Origin of the sequence: Streptomyces canarius (genome assembly GCF_014650735.1) — a bacterium.
Lineage (GTDB): Bacteria > Actinomycetota > Actinomycetes > Streptomycetales > Streptomycetaceae > Streptomyces > Streptomyces olivaceoviridis.
Map to the genome: position 1 here is coordinate 195,583 of NZ_BMVN01000013.1, position 20,556 is coordinate 216,138.

15 protein-coding genes and 1 pseudogene are annotated in these 20,556 nt (G+C 71.4%); 9 read left to right on the plus strand and 7 right to left on the minus strand.

Translation table 11 applies throughout. The features are described 5' to 3' along the window. Positions 1–93 precede the first annotated feature (93 nt). Together IE294_RS20575 and IE294_RS20580 are read right to left on the minus strand one after the other, a co-directional pair. The gene (locus IE294_RS20575) at positions 94–1,170 is read right to left on the minus strand and encodes a metallophosphoesterase (protein ID WP_189888196.1); all 1,077 of its coding nucleotides are present in this window, start codon (positions 1,168–1,170) and stop codon (positions 94–96) included. Positions 1,171–1,465: 295 nt separating this feature from the next. Continuing rightward, positions 1,466–2,578, minus strand: coding sequence for a LacI family DNA-binding transcriptional regulator (locus IE294_RS20580; RefSeq protein WP_189818446.1), 1,113 nt, complete (start codon positions 2,576–2,578; stop codon positions 1,466–1,468). Positions 2,579–3,031: 453 nt separating this feature from the next. Here IE294_RS20580 and hisC point away from each other — a divergent pair, with 453 nt between their 5' ends. The 4 genes from hisC to cydD all read left to right on the plus strand — a co-directional run bounded on the left by hisC (position 3,032) and on the right by cydD (position 10,605). Further along, positions 3,032–4,111, plus strand: a complete 1,080-nt coding sequence (gene hisC, locus IE294_RS20585; protein WP_189888199.1) for a histidinol-phosphate transaminase — start codon at positions 3,032–3,034, stop codon at positions 4,109–4,111. A gap of 388 nt (positions 4,112–4,499) precedes the next feature. After that, positions 4,500–6,008, plus strand: a complete 1,509-nt coding sequence (locus IE294_RS20590) for a cytochrome ubiquinol oxidase subunit I (protein WP_189888202.1) — start codon at positions 4,500–4,502, stop codon at positions 6,006–6,008. A 15-nt stretch (positions 6,009–6,023) separates the two neighbouring features. Further along, entirely contained in the window at positions 6,024–7,043 is a 1,020-nt protein-coding gene (gene cydB / locus IE294_RS20595; protein ID WP_189888204.1) for a cytochrome d ubiquinol oxidase subunit II, read from the plus strand. A gap of 61 nt (positions 7,044–7,104) precedes the next feature. Next, positions 7,105–10,605 (plus strand): thiol reductant ABC exporter subunit CydD, encoded by a 3,501-nt coding sequence (cydD, locus tag IE294_RS20600; RefSeq protein ID WP_189888206.1) that lies wholly within the window; start codon positions 7,105–7,107, stop codon positions 10,603–10,605. 197 nt (positions 10,606–10,802) lie between these two features. Here the strand turns inward: cydD and IE294_RS20605 are convergent, their stop codons facing one another. The 5 genes and pseudogenes from IE294_RS20605 to IE294_RS20625 all read right to left on the minus strand — a co-directional run bounded on the left by IE294_RS20605 (position 10,803) and on the right by IE294_RS20625 (position 16,388). Next, the gene (locus tag IE294_RS20605) at positions 10,803–11,675 is read right to left on the minus strand and encodes a Cof-type HAD-IIB family hydrolase (protein ID WP_189888208.1); all 873 of its coding nucleotides are present in this window, start codon (positions 11,673–11,675) and stop codon (positions 10,803–10,805) included. 102 nt (positions 11,676–11,777) lie between these two features. Next, positions 11,778–12,680, minus strand: coding sequence for an LLM class flavin-dependent oxidoreductase (locus IE294_RS20610; protein WP_189888210.1), 903 nt, complete (start codon positions 12,678–12,680; stop codon positions 11,778–11,780). A gap of 451 nt (positions 12,681–13,131) precedes the next feature. Further along, the gene (locus tag IE294_RS20615) at positions 13,132–13,680 is read right to left on the minus strand and encodes an RNA 2'-phosphotransferase (protein WP_189888212.1); all 549 of its coding nucleotides are present in this window, start codon (positions 13,678–13,680) and stop codon (positions 13,132–13,134) included. A 136-nt stretch (positions 13,681–13,816) separates the two neighbouring features. Further along, positions 13,817–15,571 (minus strand): SDR family oxidoreductase, encoded by a 1,755-nt coding sequence (locus IE294_RS20620; RefSeq protein WP_189888214.1) that lies wholly within the window; start codon positions 15,569–15,571, stop codon positions 13,817–13,819. Then, positions 15,568–16,388 (minus strand): annotated as a pseudogene (locus IE294_RS20625) (M24 family metallopeptidase). The gene IE294_RS20620 and the pseudogene IE294_RS20625 overlap by 4 nt, the downstream one beginning before the upstream one ends. A gap of 204 nt (positions 16,389–16,592) precedes the next feature. Between IE294_RS20625 and IE294_RS20630 the strand changes: the two are divergent. The 5 genes from IE294_RS20630 (at position 16,593) to IE294_RS20650 (ending at position 20,474) form a co-directional block, all read left to right on the plus strand. Next, on the plus strand, positions 16,593–17,552 hold the full coding sequence (locus tag IE294_RS20630) for an ABC transporter ATP-binding protein (protein ID WP_189888282.1): 960 nt from the start codon (positions 16,593–16,595) through the stop codon (positions 17,550–17,552). Continuing rightward, positions 17,542–18,459, plus strand: coding sequence for an ABC transporter permease (locus tag IE294_RS20635; RefSeq protein WP_189888216.1), 918 nt, complete (start codon positions 17,542–17,544; stop codon positions 18,457–18,459). The genes IE294_RS20630 and IE294_RS20635 overlap by 11 nt, the downstream gene beginning before the upstream one ends. A gap of 52 nt (positions 18,460–18,511) precedes the next feature. Beyond that, a complete protein-coding gene (locus tag IE294_RS20640; protein WP_189888218.1) occupies positions 18,512–19,423 on the plus strand; it encodes an ABC transporter ATP-binding protein in 912 nt (303 codons plus the stop codon). A 10-nt stretch (positions 19,424–19,433) separates the two neighbouring features. Then, complete coding sequence (locus tag IE294_RS20645; protein WP_014673707.1) at positions 19,434–20,153, plus strand: ABC transporter permease subunit; 720 nt, start codon at positions 19,434–19,436, stop codon at positions 20,151–20,153. Positions 20,154–20,231: 78 nt separating this feature from the next. After that, on the plus strand, positions 20,232–20,474 hold the full coding sequence (locus tag IE294_RS20650; RefSeq protein ID WP_189818434.1) for an SGM_3592 family protein: 243 nt from the start codon (positions 20,232–20,234) through the stop codon (positions 20,472–20,474). Positions 20,475–20,556 lie beyond the last annotated feature (82 nt).

Below are 20,556 nucleotides of genomic sequence, written 5' to 3' on the forward strand. Positions count from 1 at the left end.
TAGAGCCGTGACGGCGCACGGTGACAGGGGATTGCCGGAAATTGCGGTCCGGCCTGCGCGTACGCGGCCGGGGGATGCCTGCCCGACGAACGGTCAGCCGTTCAAGGGCAGTTGCTGGACCAGCAGCTTTCCAGCCATGGTCACTCCACCGTCCATGGCGATGGCGAGTCCGCCGGCGTAGACGTGCGGTCCCTCGACGATCGGGCCGGTGCTCTCCTCGCCGTCCTCGGAGCCGACCTGGCCGAGGAGGTAGGGAATGGGGCTGTGCCCGTGAACGACCCGGGTGCCGCCGTACGTATCGAGGAGGGAGCGTACGGCGTCGGCGCCGCCCTCGTCGCGGAAGGAGAAGCGTTTGGTGAACTTGCGGAACAGGTCCCAGACCTCGTCGGCGTCGTTGCGGGTCAGAGCCTCGCGGACCGTGTCGTTGACCGCCTCGATGGAGTCGCCGTAGTCGAGGTAGGCGGTGGTGTCGGAGTGGAGGAGCAGATAGCCGTCGACCTCCTCGACGGCGTCGAGGCGGGCCATCCACTGGAGGTGGTGGTCCTGGAGGCGGTCCATGTCGGTCTTCTGGCCGCCGTTGAGCAGCCAGGCCGCCTGGAAGGTGGCCGTGCCCGCGCCGGAGTTGACGGGGGTGTCGCCGAACCGTTTGGCGCCGAGGAGCAGCAGTTCGTGGTTGCCCATGAGGGCCTTGCAGTATCCGCCGGCCGCCGCGGCCTCGGCGGACAGCCGCATGACCAGGTCGATGACGCCGATGCCGTCCGGGCCGCGGTCGGTGAAGTCGCCGAGGAACCACAGCCGGGCGGTGCCGGCGCACCACTGGCCCGAGGCGTCGATCAGGCCCTGCTCCTGTAGGGCCGCCACCAGCTCGTCCAGGTAGCCGTGGACATCACCGACGACATAGAGCGGGCCGGGCCCGGTCGCGGGCTGGGGAGCCGGGGCGGAGGCGGGCTCGACGGGGACCTGGAGGGTGTCGCCGCGGTTGATGACGGGCAGGTCGCGCTGGGTGGGGGTGTAGCCCTCGGGGTACGCCTCGTCGGCGGGCGGTACGACGTCGCCGGGGTGGACGTGCTGGACGTACGGACCGGTCTCGTGGACGTACGCGGGTACCCGGAAGTCGCGCAGCGTCGCCGTCCGCTCCGCCTCGGGTCCCTGACCGGCCCCCTGAGTCATCAGACCCCTCCACCATCGCGCCGCATCTGCACCGCTTCGGACTGCCTGGTCGCAGCGGTCCGCGGTGTCGTGGGCCCATCATAGGAATGCGCGTAGCGCCGTGTGATGACCCAGGGGTGGTGAATCGGAACAAGACTCCAGTTCACCGTGGCTTTCGCCCCGTTTGGGCAGATGTTCGACCGGCTGTCGGCCGGACGAGCCCTCGGTCCGCCGGGTCCGTCCCCGCCGCGGCGCGCCGCCGGGTCCCCTGTGCCGCACCGGCCGGGCCCCGCGCGGGCCGGTGCGGCGGGCGGTGCTACTTCTCGTCCGGTGTCCGCGGCGGACTGACCGTCGTGCGCGGGGACCGCCGCTGGGAGGAGGTGCGCACGATCAGCTCGGTCGGTATCACCTGCTCGACCGGCTGGTCCGACTCGACGCCCTCGATGGCGTCGATGAGGAGCTGGACGACGGCGGTCCCGATGCGGCGCGGCTTCAGGGACAGGGTGGTGATGGGCGGCTCGGTGCTGGCGTACACGGTGGACTCGCTACAGCACACCAGCAGCAGGTCGTCGGGGACGCGCAGGCCGTAGCGGCGGGCGGCGGCGAGCAGGTCGGTGCCGTTGGGGTCGAACAGCCCGTAGACCGCGTCGGGCCGGTCGGGGCGGGCGAGCAGCCGGTCGGCGGCGACGGCGCCCGCGCACGGGTCGTGCGCCGGGTAGGACTCGTAGACCGGGTCCTGGCCGACCCGTTCGCACCAGCGCAGGTACGCGGTGGTCGACAGGTGGGTGTACGTGTCCGTCGTGGTGCCGGTGAGCAGGCCGATGCGGCGGGCGCCGGCGGCGGCGAGGTGGTCGAGGATGCCGAGCACGGCGGCCTCGTGGTCGTTGTCGACCCAGGCGGTGACGGGGAGCGCGCCGGCCGGGCGGCCGTCCGAGACGACCGGCAGTCCCTGTCGCACCAGCTCGCTGACCACCGGGTCCTGGTCGGAGGGGTCGATGACGACCGTGCCGTCCAGGGCGACGTTGGACCAGACGTCGTGGCGGGAGGTCGCGGGCAGGATGACCAGGGCGTAGCCGCGGGCGAGCGCGGCCGATGTCGCCGCCCGTGCCATCTCGGCGAAGTAGGCGAACTCGGTGAAGGTGAAAGGTTCATCCCCGTATGTGGTCACGGTCAGGCCGATCAGACCCGACTTGCCGGTACGGAGGGTGCGGGCGGCGGCCGAGGGCCGGTACCCCAGCCGGTCGGCGACCTCGCGGACATGGCGCCGGGTGGCATCCGGAAGCCGGCCCTTGCCGTTGAGGGCGTCGGACACGGTCGTGATGGAGACCCCGGCGGCGGCGGCGACGTCTCTGATGCCCGCCCGACCCGGCCGGCTGCCTCGACGTGAGGTTTCCGCGCGGCTCACCTGGTGCTTCCCTGCTGCTGTCATGGCGAGCCGATAGTAGGGCTCATGCGGTGGGGTAGTGCGGACGCATATGCACGCGTTGACAGGCACGTTTCTGCATGGTCATTGGGTGCCAACTTCCTTGGGAACCAAGGTGGTTGACCGATCCAATAGTAAGACGTGACTGGTCGACGCGGATCGACCTACCTAGTCCCCGATGTCTCGAAGAGGTCTCAACTCACCTTCACGGGGGACGCGCGCCACGGCGCAAGCTACCGGCGCATAGATATATGTACGGCGCGCCCCCCGAAACGTACGCCTTCGTACGAAGATGCCCCTGATGCCGGTCGAAGACGTGAGCTTCGCCTCTTTCCGCGGCGACGGCCGCACTGCTGGGCGCTCCGGACCTGTTCGCAGCGGCGCCGAATCCTCTTAAGGTGAGGAGTATTGGATGCCGACGGTGTCGACGGGCCGCCGGTGGTCGCGAGGAGGACTGCGGTGAGCGAGACGAGCCCCAAGCTGCGCGCCGAGCTGGAGCGTATTCCTACCTACAAGCCGGGCAAACCGGCCGCGGCCGGCGGACCGGTCGCCTACAAGCTGTCCTCCAACGAGAACCCGTACCCGCCGCTGCCCGGCGTGCTGGAGAGCGTGAGTGCGGCGGCCTGCGACTTCAACCGTTACCCCGACATGGCCTGCACCGGGCTGATGAACGAGCTGTCCGATCGCTTCGGTGTGCCGCTCTCCGACCTGGCCACCGGCACCGGCTCGGTGGGTGTCGCCCAGCAGCTGATCCAGGCCACCAGCGGCCCCGGCGACGAGGTGATCTACGCCTGGCGGTCGTTCGAGGCGTACCCGATCATCACGCAGATCAGCGGCGCCCGCTCGGTGCAGGTGCCGCTGACGGCGGGCGATGTGCACGACCTCGACGCGATGGCGGACGCGATCACCGACCGGACCCGGTTGGTCTTCGTCTGCAACCCCAACAACCCGACCGGCACGACGGTGCGGCGGGCCGAGCTGGAGCGGTTCCTCGACCGGGTGCCCGCCGATGTGCTGGTGGTGCTGGACGAGGCCTACCGGGAGTTCATCCGCGACCCCGAGGTGCCCGACGGTGTCGAGCTGTACCGGAAGCGGCCCAACGTCTGCGTCCTGCGGACCTTCTCCAAGGCGTATGGGCTGGCCGGGCTGCGCGTCGGTTTCGCGATCGCCCATGAGCCGGTGGCGGCGGCGCTGCGCAAGACGGCGGTGCCGTTCGGGGTGAGCCAGCTGGCTCAGGAGGCGGCGATCGCCTCGCTGCGGGCCGAGGACGAGCTGCTGGGCCGGGTGGGCTCGCTGGTGTGCGAGCGCACGCGCGTGGTCGACGCGCTGCGGGCCCAGGGCTGGACGGTGCCGGAGACGCAGGCCAACTTCGTGTGGCTGCGGCTGGGGGAGAGTACGGTCCCGTTCGCACAGGCCTGCGAGGAGCACGGAGTGGTGATCCGGCCGTTCCCGGGCGAGGGTGTGCGGGTGACGGTCGGGGAGGCCGAGGCGAACGACATCTTCCTGAAGGTGGCGGAGGCGTTCCGCAAGGAGCTGTAGTCCGGCGGTAGCTCTGCTCGTCGATCAGTTCCACCCGGACGGGGGCGCCGTCGCGTACGGCCGCCAGGAGAGCGGCGCCCCCGTGCACGTTGCCGGAGACAGTGCACGGGCTGCGTCGCCGTCCGTGCAGAAGGCCACCGTGCCCGGTTCCACGACCCTGCCGGGCGTCCGTTTCACGTGAAACAGGGGCGCCTGTGGCGAAATGATCCTCCTCGCCCATGTGTGGGCGGTCGAAGTGAGGGGGGACCCCCTACGCAGGCTGAAAATCAGTGCGTCATAATGGCTTGTGAATGTGAACGCGTTCACAAGCGCGTCTCGTTTGTTCCGTATGCGTGCAACAAAAGGGGCAAACCGCGCTGCACCACGCCGTAGTAAGGAGAGTGACGACGTGGACCTGGCTTTGGCGCCGGAAACACTGGCGCGCTGGCAGTTCGGCATCACCACCGTCTACCACTTCCTGTTCGTTCCGCTGACGATCTCCCTGGCCGCGCTCACGGCCGGGCTACAGACGGCCTGGGTGCGCACGGAGAAGGAGAAGTACCTCAGGGCGACGAAGTTCTGGGGCAAGCTCTTCCTGATCAACATCGCGATGGGCGTGGTCACCGGCATCGTGCAGGAGTTCCAGTTCGGCATGAACTGGTCCGACTACTCGCGCTTCGTCGGTGACATCTTCGGCGCCCCGCTCGCCTTCGAGGCGCTGATCGCCTTCTTCTTCGAGTCCACCTTCATCGGCCTGTGGATCTTCGGCTGGGACAAGCTGCCCAAGAAGATCCATCTGGCCTGCATCTGGATGGTCTCGATCGGCACGGTCCTGTCGGCGTACTTCATCCTCGCGGCGAACTCCTGGATGCAGCACCCGGTCGGCTACAAGATCGACAAGGTCAGGGGGCGGGCCGAGCTGACCGACTTCTGGGCCGTGCTGACCCAGAACACCGCCCTCAGCCAGGCCTTCCACACCCTGTCCGCGGCGTTCCTGACCGGTGGCGCCTTCATGGTGGGCATCTCCGCCTACCACCTGGCCCGCAAGAAGCACATCCGCGAGATGAAGACCTCGCTGCGGCTCGGCCTGGTCACCGTGGTCATCGCCGGCCTGCTCACCGCCATCAGCGGCGACACCCTCGGCAAGGTGATGTTCAAGCAGCAGCCGATGAAGATGGCCGCCGCCGAGGCACTGTGGGACGGCCAGAAGCCGGCGCCGTTCTCGATCTTCGCCTATGGCGATGTGGACAAGGGCCACAACTCCGTGGCCATCGAGATCCCGGGGCTGCTGTCCTTCCTCGCCGACGACAGCTTCACCTCGTACGTGCCCGGCATCAACGACGTGAACAAGGCCGAGCAGCAGAAGTTCGGGCCTGGTGACTACCGGCCCAACATCCCCGTCGCCTTCTGGGGCTTCCGCTGGATGATCGGCTTCGGCATGGCCTCCTTCGCCATCGGACTGGCCGGACTGTGGCTGACTCGCAAGAAGTTCATGCTGCCCCAAGCCCTGAGGGTCGGCGAGGACGAGGTGCCGCACCTGGTGCTGTTCAAGAACAAGGCGCTCAGCCTGAAGCTGACCCCCTGGTACTGGCGCATCGCGACCTGGACCCTCGCCTTCCCGCTGATCGCCAACTCGTGGGGCTGGATCTTCACGGAGATGGGCCGCCAGCCGTGGGTCGTCTACGGCGTCCTCCAGACCCGGGACGCGGTCTCCCCCGGTGTCTCCCAGGGCGAGGTCCTCACCTCGATGACCGTCTTCACCGCGCTGTACGCCATCCTCGCCGTGGTCGAGGTCAAGCTGCTCGCGAAGTACGTCAAGGCCGGCCCGCCCGAGCTCACCGAGGCCGACCTCAACCCGCCCACGAAGATCGGCGGCGACACCCGTGACGCCGACAAGCCGATGGCCTTCTCGTACTAGGCCGAGGGAACAGTCATGGAACTTCACGACGTCTGGTTCGTCCTGATCGCCGTCCTGTGGACCGGCTACTTCTTCCTGGAGGGCTTCGACTTCGGGGTCGGCATCCTCACCAAGCTGCTGGCCCGCAACCGGCCCGAGCGCCGGGTGCTGATCAACACCATCGGCCCGGTCTGGGACGGCAACGAGGTGTGGCTGCTCACCGCGGGCGGCGCGACCTTCGCCGCGTTCCCCGAGTGGTACGCCACCCTCTTCTCCGGTTTCTACCTGCCCCTGCTGCTCATCCTGGTCTGCCTGATCGTCCGGGGTGTCGCCTTCGAGTACCGGGCCAAGCGGCCGGAGGAGAACTGGCAGCGCACCTGGGAGACAGCGATCTTCTGGACCTCGCTGCTGCCGGCGTTCCTGTGGGGCGTGGCCTTCGGGAACATCGTGCGGGGGGTCAAGCTCGACCGGAACTTCGAGTACGTCGGCAACGTCTGGGACCTGCTCAACCCCTACGCCCTGCTCGGTGGCCTGGTGACGCTCACGCTGTTCACCTTCCACGGAGCGGTGTTCACCGCGCTCAAGACGGTCGGGGAGATCCGGGTACGGGCCCGGAAGCTGGCCCGGTGGGTCGGTCTGGTCGCGGCCGTCGTGGCGCTCGCCTTCCTGGTGTGGACGCAGGCCGACAGCGGTGACGGCAAGAGTCTGGTGGCTCTGATCGTGGCCGTCGTCGCTCTGGTGGCGGCTCTCGTGGCCAACCAGGCCGGTCGGGAGGGATGGTCGTTCGCACTGTCCGGCGTCACCATCGTGGCGGCCGTGGCGATGCTCTTCCTGTCGCTCTTCCCGAACGTCATGCCGTCCACCCTGAACGCGGACTGGAGCCTGACAGTCACCAACGCCTCGTCGAGTCCGTACACCCTGAAGATCATGACGTGGTGCGCGGCGATCGCCACGCCGCTCGTTCTGCTCTACCAGGGCTGGACCTACTGGGTCTTCCGTAAGCGGATCGGCACGCAGCACATCGCTCCTGACGCTGCGGCCGGCGCCGCGCACTGAGTCCGCCGGGGGTGCTGTTTCACGTGAAACAGCACCCCCGGTACCGAAGGGCATGTTTCACGTGAAACCAATCGATCCCCGCCTTCTGCGGTACGCCCGCGCCACCCGTCTCTTCCTCGTCGCGGTCATCGGTCTGGGGGCCGTCGGTGCCGGACTGGTCATCGCTCAGGCGATGCTCGTCGCCGAGATCGTCGTCGGAGCGTTCCAGCACGGGCAGTCGGTCGCCGAACTGCGCACTCCCCTACTGCTGTTGGCCGCCGTGGCCGTCGGGCGATCGATCGTCGCGTGGCTCACCGAACTCTCGGCCCATCGCGCGAGCGCGGCCGTGAAGTCGGAGCTGCGCGGGCGGCTGCTCGACCGGGCGGCGGCGCTCGGTCCGGGGTGGCTGAGCGGTCAGCGGACCGGCTCGCTGGTCACCCTGGCCACGCGCGGGGTCGACGCCCTGGACGACTACTTCTCGCGCTACCTGCCGCAGTTGGGGCTCGCCGTGGTCGTGCCCGTGGCGGTGCTGGCGCGGATCGTCACCGAGGACTGGGTGTCGGCGGCGATCATCGTCTGCACCCTGCCGTTGATTCCGGTCTTCATGATGCTGATCGGCTGGGCGACCCAGTCCCGGATGGAGCGGCAGTGGCGGTTGCTGTCCCGGTTGTCCGGCCACTTCCTGGACGTGGTCGCGGGACTGCCCACGCTGAAGGTGTTCGGCCGGGCCAAGGCACAGGCGGAGTCCATCCGACGGATCACCGGCGAGTACCGGCAGGCCACCCTGCGGACGCTGCGGATCGCCTTCCTGTCCTCGTTCGCGCTGGAGTTGCTGGCCACGCTGTCGGTCGCGCTGGTCGCCGTGACGATCGGGATGCGGCTCGTCCACGGAGACATGGATCTCTCCATCGGTCTGGTGATCCTCGTGCTGGCGCCCGAGGCCTATCTGCCGTTGCGGCAGGTGGGTGCGCAGTACCACGCGGCGGCGGAGGGGCTTGCCGCGGCGGAGGAGATCTTCAGCGTGCTGGAGACGGCGGTGCCGGACTCGGGTACCGGTGCGGTGCCGGTGGGTGGTGTGGCCTTCGAGGGGATCAGCGTTCGGTATCCGGGGCGGTCCTCGGATGCGGTGACCGATGTGTCGTTCACCGTCGAGCCCGGTGAGACCGTTGCGCTGGTCGGGCCGAGCGGGGTGGGCAAGTCGACGCTGCTGAGCGTGTTGCTGGGGTTCGTACGGCCCACCGAGGGACGGGTACGGATCGGGGGCGCGGATCTCGCCGGGCTGGATCTGGCGGAGTGGCGGTCGAGGGTCGCGTGGGTGCCGCAGAGGCCTCATCTGTACGCCGGGACGATCGCGGAGAACGTGCGGCTGGCCCGGCCTGGCGCCGACGACGGTGCCGTGCGGCGGGCGCTGCGGGACGCGGGGGCGTGGGAGTTCGTGGCGGCGCTGCCGGAGGGGGTCGACACCGTGCTCGGGGAGGACGGGGCGGGGTTGTCGGCGGGGCAGCGGCAGCGGTTGGCGTTGGCTCGGGCGTTTCTCGCGGATCGGCCTGTGCTGTTGCTGGATGAGCCGACGGCTGCGTTGGACGGGGGGACCGAGGGGGAGGTCGTGGCCGCGGTGCGGAGGCTTGCCGCTGGGCGGACCGTGCTGCTTGTCGTGCATCGGCCCGCGTTGTTGGGGGTGGCTGACCGGGTGGTACGGCTCGGAGGTGCCGCTGCTGTTCCGTCCCCGGGGTGCAGTGCGCCCACCAGGGAGCTCCGCTCCCTGGACCCCCGCCCTCGCCCACCCGCCACCCGACTCGGCCGGCTGGATGGTGGGCCGGAGCAGCGGGTCGGGGGCGGTGTGTTGCGGCGGGTCCGGGGGATCGGCGGGCGGCGACGGGGGCGGTTGGTCGGGGCCCTGGGGCTGGGGAGCCTTGCCCTGGGGTGTGCCGTGGGGCTCATGGCCACCTCCGGCTGGCTCATCTCGCGGGCGTCCCAGCAGCCCCCGGTGCTGTACCTGATGGTGGCCGTGACCGCGACCCGGGCCTTCGGGATCGGGCGGGCCGTCTTCCGCTATGCCGAGCGGCTGGTGTCGCACGACGCCGTGCTGCGGATGCTGGCCGACACCCGGGTCGCGGTGTACCGGCGGCTGGAGCGTCTGGCCCCCGCGGGGCTGCGCGGCGCCCGGCGCGGTGATCTGCTCACCCGGCTGGTGGCGGACGTGGACGCGTTCCAGGACTACTGGCTGCGCTGGCTGCTGCCCGCCGGAGTGGCGCTCACCGTGTCCGCCGCCTCCGTCGGCTTCACGGCCTGGCTGCTGCCCGAGGCCGGTGCCGTCCTCGCGGCGGGCCTGCTGGCTGCCGGTGCCGGTGTCCCCCTGTTGACCGCGACCGCGGCCCGGCGGACCGAGCGGCGGCTGGCGCCCGCCCGGGGAGTGCTCGCGACCCGCGTGACCGACCTGCTCACCGGCACGGCCGAGCTGACCGTCGCCGGTGCGCTGCCGGCCCGTACGGACGCGGCCCGGCGGGCCGACGGCACCCTCACCCGGATCGCCGCGCGCGCCGCCGCCGTCACCGGGCTCGGGGACGGGCTCACCGCGCTCATCACCGGGCTGACCGTCACGGCCACCGCGGCGTTCGGCGCCCAGGCGGTGGCGGCCGGCCGGCTGAGCGGCGTGGCGATGGCCGTGGTCGTCCTGACCCCCCTCGCCGCCTTCGAGGCCGTACTGGGGCTGCCGCTCGCCGCGCGGTACCGGCAGCGCGTGCGGCGCAGCGCGGAGCGGGTGTACGAGGTCCTGGACGCGCCCGAGCCCGTGCGCGAGCCCGTCTCGCCCCGGCAGGCGCCCGCCTCTCCGTTCCCGGTGGTCGTCAAGGACGTGGTCGCGCGGTACGCGGGACAGCGGCGGGAAGCGCTCGCCGGGCTGGATCTGACGCTGGAGGAGGGGCGCCGGGTGGCGGTGGTGGGGGCGTCCGGTTCCGGCAAGACGACCCTCGCGCAGGTGCTGCTGCGGTTCCTCGACCCGGAGGCGGGCTCGTACACGCTCGCCGGTGTGGACGCGTGCGCGCTGGACGGAGACGACGTACGGCGGTTCGTCGGACTGTGCGCGCAGGACGCGCATCTCTTCGACAGCTCGGTGCGCGAGAACCTGCTCCTCGCCAGGAAGGACGCCACCGAGGCCGACCTGCGCGGAGTGTTGGCCCGGGCACGGCTGCTGGACTGGGTGGACGTGTTGCCCGACGGCCTGGACACGCTCGTCGGCGAGCACGGGGCGCGGCTGTCCGGCGGGCAGCGGCAGCGGCTGGCGCTGGCACGCGCGCTGCTGGCCGGTTTTCCCGTGCTGGTCCTGGACGAGCCCGCCGAGCACCTGGATCTGCCGACGGCGGATGCGCTGACCGCCGATCTGCTGGCCGCCACGGAGGGCCGTACGACGCTGCTGATCACGCACCGGCTGGCGGGACTCGACGCGGTGGACGAGGTGATCGTGCTCGACGCGGGCCGGGTGGTGCAGCGAGGGCCCTACGAGCGGCTGATCACCGAGGACGGGCCGCTGCGGGAGATGGCACGCCGGGAAGCCGAGGCGGAGTCGCTGGTGGGGGTGGGCTGAGGCTCGCCGACGGGGCCGCCCCGCGGTCCCGGACGGGGGGCATCGACGGCCCGACGGCTCCGCCCGGCCCACCAGCGTGACCGGCCGCCAGCGGCCCGCTGTTCAGACCGGCCCACCAGCGGCCGTCAGCGGCCCGGCTGTGCCTACCGGGCTTCACCAGGGCGGCGGGCCTTCAGACCGGGCCCCTGCGCGGAGCGCTATCGCAGCCGGTCGGCGAGCAGGTGCTCGATCACCACCGCCACACCGTCGTCGTTGTTGGCGACCGTGCGGCCCGACGCGGCGGCGATGACGTCGGGGTGGGCGTTGCCCATCGCGTAGGACTGGCCGGCCCAGGTCAGCATCTCGACGTCGTTGGGCATGTCCCCGAAGGCCACGACCTCCTCGTGCGAGATGCCGCGCTCGGCGCAGCACAGGGCGAGGGTGCTGGCCTTGGAGACGCCGGGGCCGCTGAGTTCCAGCAGGGCGCTGGGGCTGGACCGGGTGACGTTGGCGTGCTCGCCGACGGCCAGCCGGGCGAGGGTGAGGAACGCGTCGGGGTCGAGGGACGGGTGGTAGGCGAGGATCTTGAGCACGGGCTGGTCGGCGCCGGGGCCGTCGGGTGCGAGCAGCTCCTCGGCGGGCAGGAGATGGTCGGGTATCTCCATGTGCAGCTTGGGATAGTCCGGCTCCTGGTGGAAGCCGTACGTCTGCTCGACCGCGAACACCGTGCCGGGCGCCGCCCCGCGCAGCAGTTGTACGGCCTTCAGGGCGTTGTCCCGGGCCAGCTCGCGGACCTTCACGAACCGGTGCGTTCCGGGGCCGCCGTGCAGGTCGACCACGGCGGCGCCGTTGCCGCAGATCGCCAGGCCGTGGCCGTGGACGTGCTCGCTGACCACGTCCATCCAGCGGGCCGGCCGGCCGGTGACGAAGAAGACCTCGATCCCGGCCTCCTCGGCGGCGGCCAGCGCGGCGACGGTCCGCGGGGAGACCGACTTGTCGTCGCGCAGCAGAGTGCCGTCCAGGTCGGTGGCGATCAGCCGCGGTGGCAAGGCGGCGGCAGGGGTCCCGGGCTGTCTGGTCGCTGAGGTCACCCGGCCATTCTCACCCAGGGTTCCGCACGGCCGTGCAGGAGACCGCACGGATGAGACACAGGCGACGCTCGGCGCGGCCGGTACGGACTGTAGGTCCCGGGGTCAGTCCAGCTGGGCGAGGGCTTCCATGGCGATCCGCTCGAAGACCTTCTCGTCGGCGGCGAAGTCGGAGTCCGGGATGGGCCAGTGGATCACGATCTCGGTGAAGCCCAGCTCCCGGTGGCGGCCGGCGAAGTCCACGAAGGCGTCCAGGGACGCGAGCGGCCGGGCGCGGTCCGGGGTGAAGCCGGTGAGCAGCACCTTGTCCAGCTCGGCGACGTCCCGCCCGGCTGCCTCGCAGGCCTCGGTCAGCTTGCCGATCTGGCCGCGCAGGGCCGTGACGGACTGCTCCGGCGTACCGGTCTCGTACAGCTTCGGGTCGCCGGTGGTCACCCACGCCTGGCCGTACCGCGCGGCGAGCCTCAGGCCGCGCGGGCCGGTGGCCGCCACCGCGAACGGCAGCCGGGGCCGCTGCACACAGCCCGGGATGTTCCGGGCCTCGTCCGCCGAGTAGAAACGGCCCTCGGACGAGACCGCGTCCTCGGTGAGGAGCCGGTCGAGCAGGGGCACGAACTCGGCGAACCGGTCGGCGCGCTCGCGCGGGCTCCACGGCTCCTGGCCGAGGGCGGTGGCGTCGAAACCGGTGCCGCCCGCGCCGATGCCGAGGGTGACCCGGCCGCCGGAGATGTCGTCCAGCGAGATCAGTTCCTTGGCGAGGGTCACCGGGTGGCGGAAGTTCGGCGAGGTGACCAGCGTGCCGAGGCGCAGCCGGTCGGTGGCCGCCGCGGCTGCGGTCAGCGTCGGGATCGCGCCGAACCAGGGGCCGTCACGGAAGCTTCGCCAGGACAGGTGGTCATAGGTGTACGCCGTGTGGAAGCCGAGCTGCTCGGCGCGTACCCAGGCCGAACGGCCGCCCTCGTGCCAGCGGCGGTACGGCAGGATCACGGTGCTCAGACGCAGACTCATGCGTCCGAGCGTAAGGGGCCCCCTCGGACATGGACGAAACGGTTACTGTGTGCGGTCCCGCGGCCACGGAGCGCTGGGCGCGTCCGCCGGTCACCGAGCGACCCCTGTGCCCGCTGGTCACCGAGCGACCCCGTGTCCGCCGGTCACTGAGCGATCCCCGTGCCCGACGCTCACCGAGCGACCCCGTGTCCGCCGGTCACCGAGCGACCCTCGTGCCTGGCGCTCACCTATCGACCCCCGTGCCCGACGCTCACCGAGCGACCCCGTGTCCGCCGGTCACCGAGCGACCCTCGTGCCTGGCGCTCACCTATCGACCCCCGTGCCCGACGCTCACCGAGCGACCCCGTGCCCGCCTGTCACTGAGCGACCTGCGTGCCCGACGCTCACCGAGCGACCCCCGTGTCCGCCGGCCACGGAGTGCTCGGCGCCGGCGCCGACAGTCACCCAGTGCTCAGTGCCGGCCGGGAAATCGCAGGTAGCGCGCCGGTACCGTCTCCGTCAGCCAGACCCCGTTCGCGCTGATGTGGAACACATGGCCGTCGCGGTGCATCGCGCCGGAGTCCACGGACAGCACCACCGGCCTGCCCCGGCGGGCGCCGACGCGGGTCGCGGTCTCCCGGTCGGCGGAGAGGTGCACGGCGTGCCGGTTCATGGGACGCAGTCCCTCCGCGCGGATCGCGTCCAGGTGACGGGCGACCGTGCCGTGGTACAGGTACGGCGGTGGGGTCGCCGGGGGCAGGCCGAGGTCGACCTCGATGCTGTGGCCCTGGCTGGCGCGGATCCTGCCGTCCTCGACGGCGAACCGCCGTTTGTCGTTCGCGGCGACCACGTGGTCCAGCTCCGCGCGGCTGAGCGGGAACCCGTGGGCGGCGGCTGCGGCGATCAGCGTGTCGATCTCCACCCAGCCGCCCGGGTCCGGTGTGAGTCCGATCCTCTCGGGCTGGTGCCGCAGGTGTCTGGAGAGGTACTTCGACACCTTCACGGTGCGGCGTTCGTCCATGGGTCCAGCGTGCGGGAGAGACGCGGATCACGCAGCTCGTTTTCGCTCCGATGTTTGATCCACAACCAAGTGCGGTTATCCACAGGCGAATTGACAAAGTTGTGGACAACTGCCGTGCCCTTTGCGGCATTTGGCGTCACAACCTCGGTTCCACCCGGGCGATCCTCCTCAGCAGCCCCGGCGCGAAGCGGTACAGCAGGCGGGCGCCGCGGGCCTCCGGGGTCACCGGCGCCACCGCCCTGTTGTCGGCCACCGCGTCCAGGATCGCGTCGGCCACCTTCTCCGGCGGGTAGTTGCGCAGGCCGTACAGGCGGGCCGTCCGCTGCCGGCGGCGGCGTTGCTCCTCCTCGTCCACACCGGCGAAGCGGGCCGTGGAGGTGATGCTGGTGTTGACGAAGCCCGGGCAGACCGCCGTGACGCCGATGCCCTGGCCGGCCAGCTCGGCGCGCAGGCACTCGGAGAGCATCAGGACCGCCGCCTTGGAGGTGCTGTAGGCGGGCAGCGCGCGCGAGGGCTGGTAGGCGGCGGCCGACGCGACGTTGACGATGTGGCCGCCCTGATCGCGCTCGGCCATCCGCGCGCCGAAGAGCCGGCAGCCGTGGATCACGCCCCACAGGTTCACGTCCAGCACCTTGCGCCAGTCGTCGGTCGTCGTGGCGAAGAAGGAGCCCGACAGACCGATGCCCGCGTTGTTGACCAGCACGTCCAACACGCCGTGCTCGTCGTGGACCTTCTCCGCGAGCTTCTCCATGGCCTGCTCGTCGGAGACGTCGGCCGGCTCCGCCCAGGCGTCGGTCGCGCCGGCCAGCCGGGACAGCTCGGCGGTGCGGGCAGCGGCCTCGGCGTCGCGGTCGACGGCGATCACGCGCGCCCCGGCCTCGGCGAAGGCGGACGCCGTGGCCCGGCCGATCCCGCTGCCCGCGCCGGTGACCAGCACCAGTTGTCCGGCGAACCGGTCGGCGTGGCGCCCGGTGGGCCGCGGGGCGGGACGGCCGCCCTCGGCGGACGTCGCGAACTGCTCGATCCAGGCGGCCACCTGGTCCGGACGCGTGCGCGGGACCCAGTGCCCGGCCGGGAGCGTGCGGCGGGTCAGCCGGGGCGCCCACCGGTCCAGGTCGTCGTACAGCCGCTCGGACAGGAACGCGTCCTCCTGGGGCGTGATGAGCTGCACGGGCGCGTGGGCGTACGCGTCCGGGCGCGGCCTGCGCAGTCGCGCGCGGACGTTGTCCCGGTACAGCCAGGCGCCGTGCGCGGCGTCGGTGGGCAGCGAGGCGGTCGGGTAGTCGCCGCGCGGGACCCGCTCGGCCCGCTCCAGGATCTTCGGCCAGTACGTGCCGAGCGGCCCGCGCCAGGCGAGTTCCGGCAGGGCCGGCGTGTGCAGCAGGTACACGTACCAGGACTTGGCGCCCTGGCCGAGGAGCTGGCCCACCCGGCGGGGCGTGGGGCGCTTGACGCGCGCGTTGATCCAGTGTCCGAAATGGTCGAGGGACGGCCCGGAGATCGAGGTGAAAGAGGCGATACGGCCCTCGGTGCGGCCCACCGTGACGAACTCCCAGGACTGCACCGAGCCCCAGTCGTGCCCGACGAGGTGCACCGGCCGGTCCGGGCTGACCGCGTCCACGACGGCCAGGAAGTCGTCGGTGAGCTTGGCGAGGGTGAAGCCCCCGCGCAGCGGCCGGGGTGCCGTGGAGCGGCCGTGGCCCCGGACGTCGTAGAGGACGACGTGGAAGCGGCCGGCGAGCCGGGCGGCGACCTCCGACCAGACCTCCTTGCTGTCCGGGTAGCCGTGCACCAGCACCACCGTCGGCCGGCCGGGGTCGCCCAGTTCGGCCACGCACAGTTCGACCCCGCCCGTGCGCACCCAGCGCTCGCGTGCACCCTTCAAGGTCACTTCTCCTCCGCCCAGCGCCGCGTGTGCGGCAGATCGTCGTCCAGCCGGAACGCGCTCTCTCCGGGGTCCCGGGAGTCGGTGACCACCAGGATCTCCTCGAACTTTGCGCCCGTCACCCGGAAGCCGGGGTGGGGTTCGACCGCCGGAGCCCCGGCCGCGGCGGGTGGTCCGAGAAGCGGTACGGCGACCAGCCCTCGCGGTGGCCGTGCAGCGCGTCGGCGGCGAGGCCCTCCAGGGACTGGGTGCCGAACCCGAACAGGTGGGGTGACCAGCGGAGCTGTCGCACCCGGTGCACCTTGCGGGCGATCACTCCGAAGGGGTGGGCGCGGTGCCGCCCGGCGTAGCCCTGGCGGACCATGAGCCGGTCCACGTCCTGGTGGATCTCCCGCAGCGGGCGCCGCTCGCGCACGATCAGCCCACGGAGTGCCTCCAGGCCGGCCATGAGCCGGTCCTGCACCGGGTTCACGCCCAGCGAGCCCGAGCGGCCGATGTCCGCCGGGTACCCCTCGTACACCGGCGCCAGGCCGAGGGCGAACGGCATCCCGGGCTCCAGCGCGCGGCCGGTCGGGAAGAGCCGCGACGGCACGCGGAAGCCCGTGAACGCCGTGCGGTCCCCGAACCAGGCGAAGGGCGGGTGGAACCAGTCCCGCGCCCTGCGCCCGCGCAGCCACTCGCGCTGCATCCGGGCCGCCCCGCGCTCGGTCACGCCATGCTCCAGGCGGGCCGCGACCGCCTCCGCGCACGCGTAGGCGAGGCGCCGCACGGTCCGGAAACCCCGCGGCTCCGCCGAGCGCCCCCCGGTCGACGTCGTCGCCATGCCACCCCGTCCCACCCTCGCGGTACGTGCCCGTCACCCGACACCGGAGAATCTCGCACTTGTTAGACCCGGCGTCAACAGGGTGGCCGTACCTCTCAGGGAGGGGGTCCCTTAAGGAACCCCTACACCTGGAGTCGGACACGAAGACTGCTCTCCGGTCTGACGACCGACGTGGTCCGCGTCACTAGTGTCGACGGCGTGACTGTGATCGCGACCGAAAGCCTGAGCAAGCGGTTCCCCCGGGTGACCGCGCTCGACCGGCTGTCCGTGGACATCGGACCCGGTGTGACCGGACTCGTCGGGGCCAACGGCGCCGGCAAGTCCACCCTGATCAAGATCCTGCTGGGGCTGTCCCCCGCCACGGAGGGCCGCGCCGAGGTGCTCGGCCTCGACGTCGCTTCCGAGGGCGCCGCCATCCGCGAGCGCGTCGGGTACATGCCGGAGCACGACTGCCTGCCGCCGGACGTCTCGGCCACCGAGTTCGTCGTCCACATGGCCCGCATGTCCGGCCTGCCGCCCGCCGCCGCCCGCGAGCGCACCGCCGACACCCTGCGCCATGTCGGGCTGTACGAGGAGCGGTACCGCCCCATCGGCGGCTACTCGACCGGTATGAAGCAGCGGGTGAAGCTCGCCCAGGCGCTGGTGCACGACCCGCAGCTCGTCTTCCTGGACGAGCCGACCAACGGCCTCGACCCGGTCGGCCGCGACGAGATGCTCGGCCTGATCCGCCGCATCCACACCGACTTCGGCATCTCGGTCCTCGTCACCTCCCACCTGCTCGGCGAGCTGGAACGCACCTGCGACCACGTCGTCGTCATCGACGGCGGCAAGCTGCTGCGCTCCAGCTCCACCACCGACTTCACCCAGACCACGACCACGCTCGCCGTGGAGGTCACCGACACCGACGAGCACCCCGACGGCACGCGCGCGCTGCGCGAGGCGCTGCACGCGCGCGGGGTGACCGTCGAGGCCGGCAGCGGCCTGCCGGGCGCCGGCCACATCCTGCTTCTGACGGCGCAGGGCGAGGAGACGTACGACCTGGTCCGTGACGTCGTCGCCGACCTGGGCCTCGGGCTGGTGCGCATGGAGCAGCGCCGGCACCACATCTCGGAGGTCTTCACCGAGGACGAGCAGCGGAAGGAGGCGGCCGTCCATGGCAGTTGAGCAGCCCCTGCCGGCATCCGCCGCGACCCCGGGTGACCAGACCCGCATCCACAACATCGGCTACCGCAACTACGACGGCCCCCGCCTCGGCCGCTCCTACGCCACCCGCTCCCTGTACTCGCAGTCCCTGCGCGGCGCCTACGGACTCGGACGCTCCGTCAAGTCCAAGGTGCTGCCGATGCTGCTGTTCGTGGTGATGTGCGTGCCCGCGGCCATCATGGTCGCCGTCGCGGTCGCCACCAAGGCCAGGGAACTGCCCGTCGACTACACGCGCTACGCGATCATCATGCAGGCCGTCATCAGCCTGTACGTCGCCTCGCAGGCGCCCCAGTCCGTCTCGCGCGACCTGCGCTTCAAGACCGTCCCGCTGTACTTCTCGCGGCCGATCGAGACCGCCGACTACGTCCGGGCGAAGTACGCGGCGCTGGCCTCCGCGCTGTTCGTCCTCACCGCGGCCCCGCTGGTCGTCCTGTACGTGGGCGCGCTGCTGGCCAAGCTGGACTTCGCCGACCAGACCAAGGGATTCGCGCAGGGACTCGTCTCCGTGGCACTGCTCTCACTGCTCTTCGCCGGCATCGGCCTGGTCATCGCCTCGGTCACCCCGCGGCGCGGCTTCGGCATCGCGGCCGTCATCGCCGTACTGACCATCTCCTACGGCGCCGTCTCCACGCTCCAGGCCATCGCCGACGCGCAGAACAGCACCGGCGCCATCCCCTGGATCGGACTCTTCTCGCCCGTCACACTCATCGACGGGGTCCAGTCCGCCTTCCTCGGCGCGAGTTCGGCGTTCCCCGGCGCGGCCGGCCCCGGCAGCGGCGAGGGCGTGGTGTACGTCCTGGTCGTCCTGGGCCTGATCGCCGCCAGCTACGGCCTGCTGATGCGCCGCTACAAGAAGGTGGGACTGTGACCACACCCACCCGTCCGGCCACCACCACCCTTCTAAGGAACGGGCCGCGCCCATGAGCACCCTCGTCATCGACCACGTCTCGCGCTGGTTCGGCAACGTGGTCGCCGTCAACGACATCACCATGACCATCGGCCCCGGCGTCACCGGCCTGCTCGGCCCCAACGGCGCCGGCAAGTCCACCCTCATCAACATGATGGGCGGCTTCCTCGCCCCCTCCACCGGCACCGTCACCCTCGACGGGCAGCAGGTCTGGCGCAACGAGGCGATCTACCGGCACATCGGCATCGTCCCCGAGCGCGAGGCGATGTACGACTTCCTCACCGGCCGTGAGTTCGTCGTGGCCAACGCCGAACTGCACGGCCTCGGCGACAAGGCCGCCCAGCGCGCCCTCGCCACGGTCGAGATGGAGTACGCACAGGACCGCAAGATCGCCACGTACTCCAAGGGCATGCGCCAGCGCGTGAAGATGGCGTCCGCCCTGGTCCACGACCCCTCGCTGCTCCTGCTGGACGAGCCCTTCAACGGCATGGACCCGCGCCAGCGCATGCAGCTCATGGACCTGCTGCGGCGCATGGGCGACGAGGGCCGCACCGTGCTGTTCTCGTCCCACATCCTCGAAGAGGTCGAGCAACTCGCCTGGCACATCGAGGTCGTGGTCGCCGGACGGCACGCGGCCAGCGGCGACTTCCGCAGGATCCGCCGTCTGATGACCGACCGCCCGCACCGCTACCTGGTCCGCTCCAGCGACGACCGCGCCCTCGCGGCCGCGCTGATCGCCGACCCGTCGACGGCCGGCATCGAGGTCGACCACGCCGAGGGCGCCCTGCGCGTCCAGGCCGTCGACTTCGGCCGCTTCACCGCCCTGCTGCCGAAGGTCGCCAGGGACCACGGCATCCGGCTCCTCACGGTCTCGCCGTCCGACGAGTCCCTGGAGTCCGTCTTCTCGTACCTGGTCGCGGCGTAGGAGGCCGAAGATGTACGACCCCACCGTCGCCCGGCTGACCTACCGAGCCCTGCTCGGCCGCCGCCGGGCCCTCATCCTCGGCGCGCTCCCGCTGCTGCTCATCGTGATCTCCGTGGCCGTCCGCGCCCTGACCGGAGCCGACGACCAGACGGCCTCGGACGTGCTCGGCGGCTTCGCGCTCGCCACGATGGTGCCGATCATCGGTGTCATCGCCGGCACCGGCGCGATCGGTCCGGAGATCGACGACGGCTCCGTCGTCTACCTGCTGTCCAAGCCGCTCAAGCGGCCCACGATCATCTTCACCAAGCTGATCGTCGCCATCGCCGTGACCATGGTCTTCTCGGCAGTGCCGACCCTGATCGCCGGTCTCATCCTGAACGGCAACGGCCAGCAGATCGCCGTCGCCTACACGGTCGCCGCGCTCGTCTCCTCCATCGCCTACTCGGCGCTGTTCCTGTTGCTGGGCACGGTCTCCCGGCACGCGGTGGTCTTCGGGCTCGTCTACGCCCTGGTCTGGGAGGCGCTGTTCGGCTCCCTGGTGCCGGGCGCGCGCACGCTGAGCGTCCAGCAGTGGTCGCTCGCCGTCGCCCACAAGCTGGCCGGAGGGGATCTGGTGACCTCCGAGGTGGGCCTGCCGACGGCCACCGTGCTGCTGGTGGCGGTCACCGTCCTGGCCACCTGGTACGCCGGTCAGAAGCTGCGGTCGCTGACGCTCGCGGGCGAGGAGTGACGGGCATCGTCCTTGACGGGGGCTTCACCCCGGCCCGGGCACACTGGGCTGAGCGGACGGACGGCTGGGAGGCCGGAGATGGCTGAGGAGACGCCGCAGCACGAAGGGCGGGAGCGGACCGGCGAGGACGCGTGGGACGACGTCGTCCTGGACGAGGCGTTCGTCCGCGCGGCCGGGACCTCCGAGCCGTCGGCCCGGGCCCGGATGCTCGCCGCGCGCTGGCGGGCCGAGGCGCCCGAGCCGCAGCCGTGGCGCTCCGACGACCCGCCGGCCGGCTGGTTCTTCAGCAAGGCGCGGCGCCGCCGGTGGCGCCGCCGGTAGCGGCCGTCCGCCTGTCCGGTTTTTTCGGTGGCGCCCCACTCCGGCGCCGGGCACAGTGGGTGTGCCCCATACGCCCGGGATC

Bases quoted from the DNA above. Each gene is read 5' to 3' on its own strand.
- IE294_RS20575 (WP_189888196.1), bottom strand. From the start codon at position 1,170: ATGACTCAGGGGGCCGGTCAGGGACCCGAGGCGGAGCGGACGGCGACG.
- IE294_RS20580 (WP_189818446.1), bottom strand. From the start codon at position 2,578: ATGACAGCAGCAGGGAAGCACCAGGTGAGCCGCGCGGAAACCTCACGT.
- cydB (WP_189888204.1), top strand. From the start codon at position 6,024: ATGGAACTTCACGACGTCTGGTTCGTCCTGATCGCCGTCCTGTGGACC.
- IE294_RS20610 (WP_189888210.1), bottom strand. From the start codon at position 12,680: ATGAGTCTGCGTCTGAGCACCGTGATCCTGCCGTACCGCCGCTGGCAC.
- IE294_RS20615 (WP_189888212.1), bottom strand. From the start codon at position 13,680: ATGGACGAACGCCGCACCGTGAAGGTGTCGAAGTACCTCTCCAGACAC.
- IE294_RS20635 (WP_189888216.1), top strand. From the start codon at position 17,542: ATGGCAGTTGAGCAGCCCCTGCCGGCATCCGCCGCGACCCCGGGTGAC.
- IE294_RS20640 (WP_189888218.1), top strand. From the start codon at position 18,512: ATGAGCACCCTCGTCATCGACCACGTCTCGCGCTGGTTCGGCAACGTG.
- IE294_RS20645 (WP_014673707.1), top strand. From the start codon at position 19,434: ATGTACGACCCCACCGTCGCCCGGCTGACCTACCGAGCCCTGCTCGGC.
- IE294_RS20650 (WP_189818434.1), top strand. From the start codon at position 20,232: ATGGCTGAGGAGACGCCGCAGCACGAAGGGCGGGAGCGGACCGGCGAG.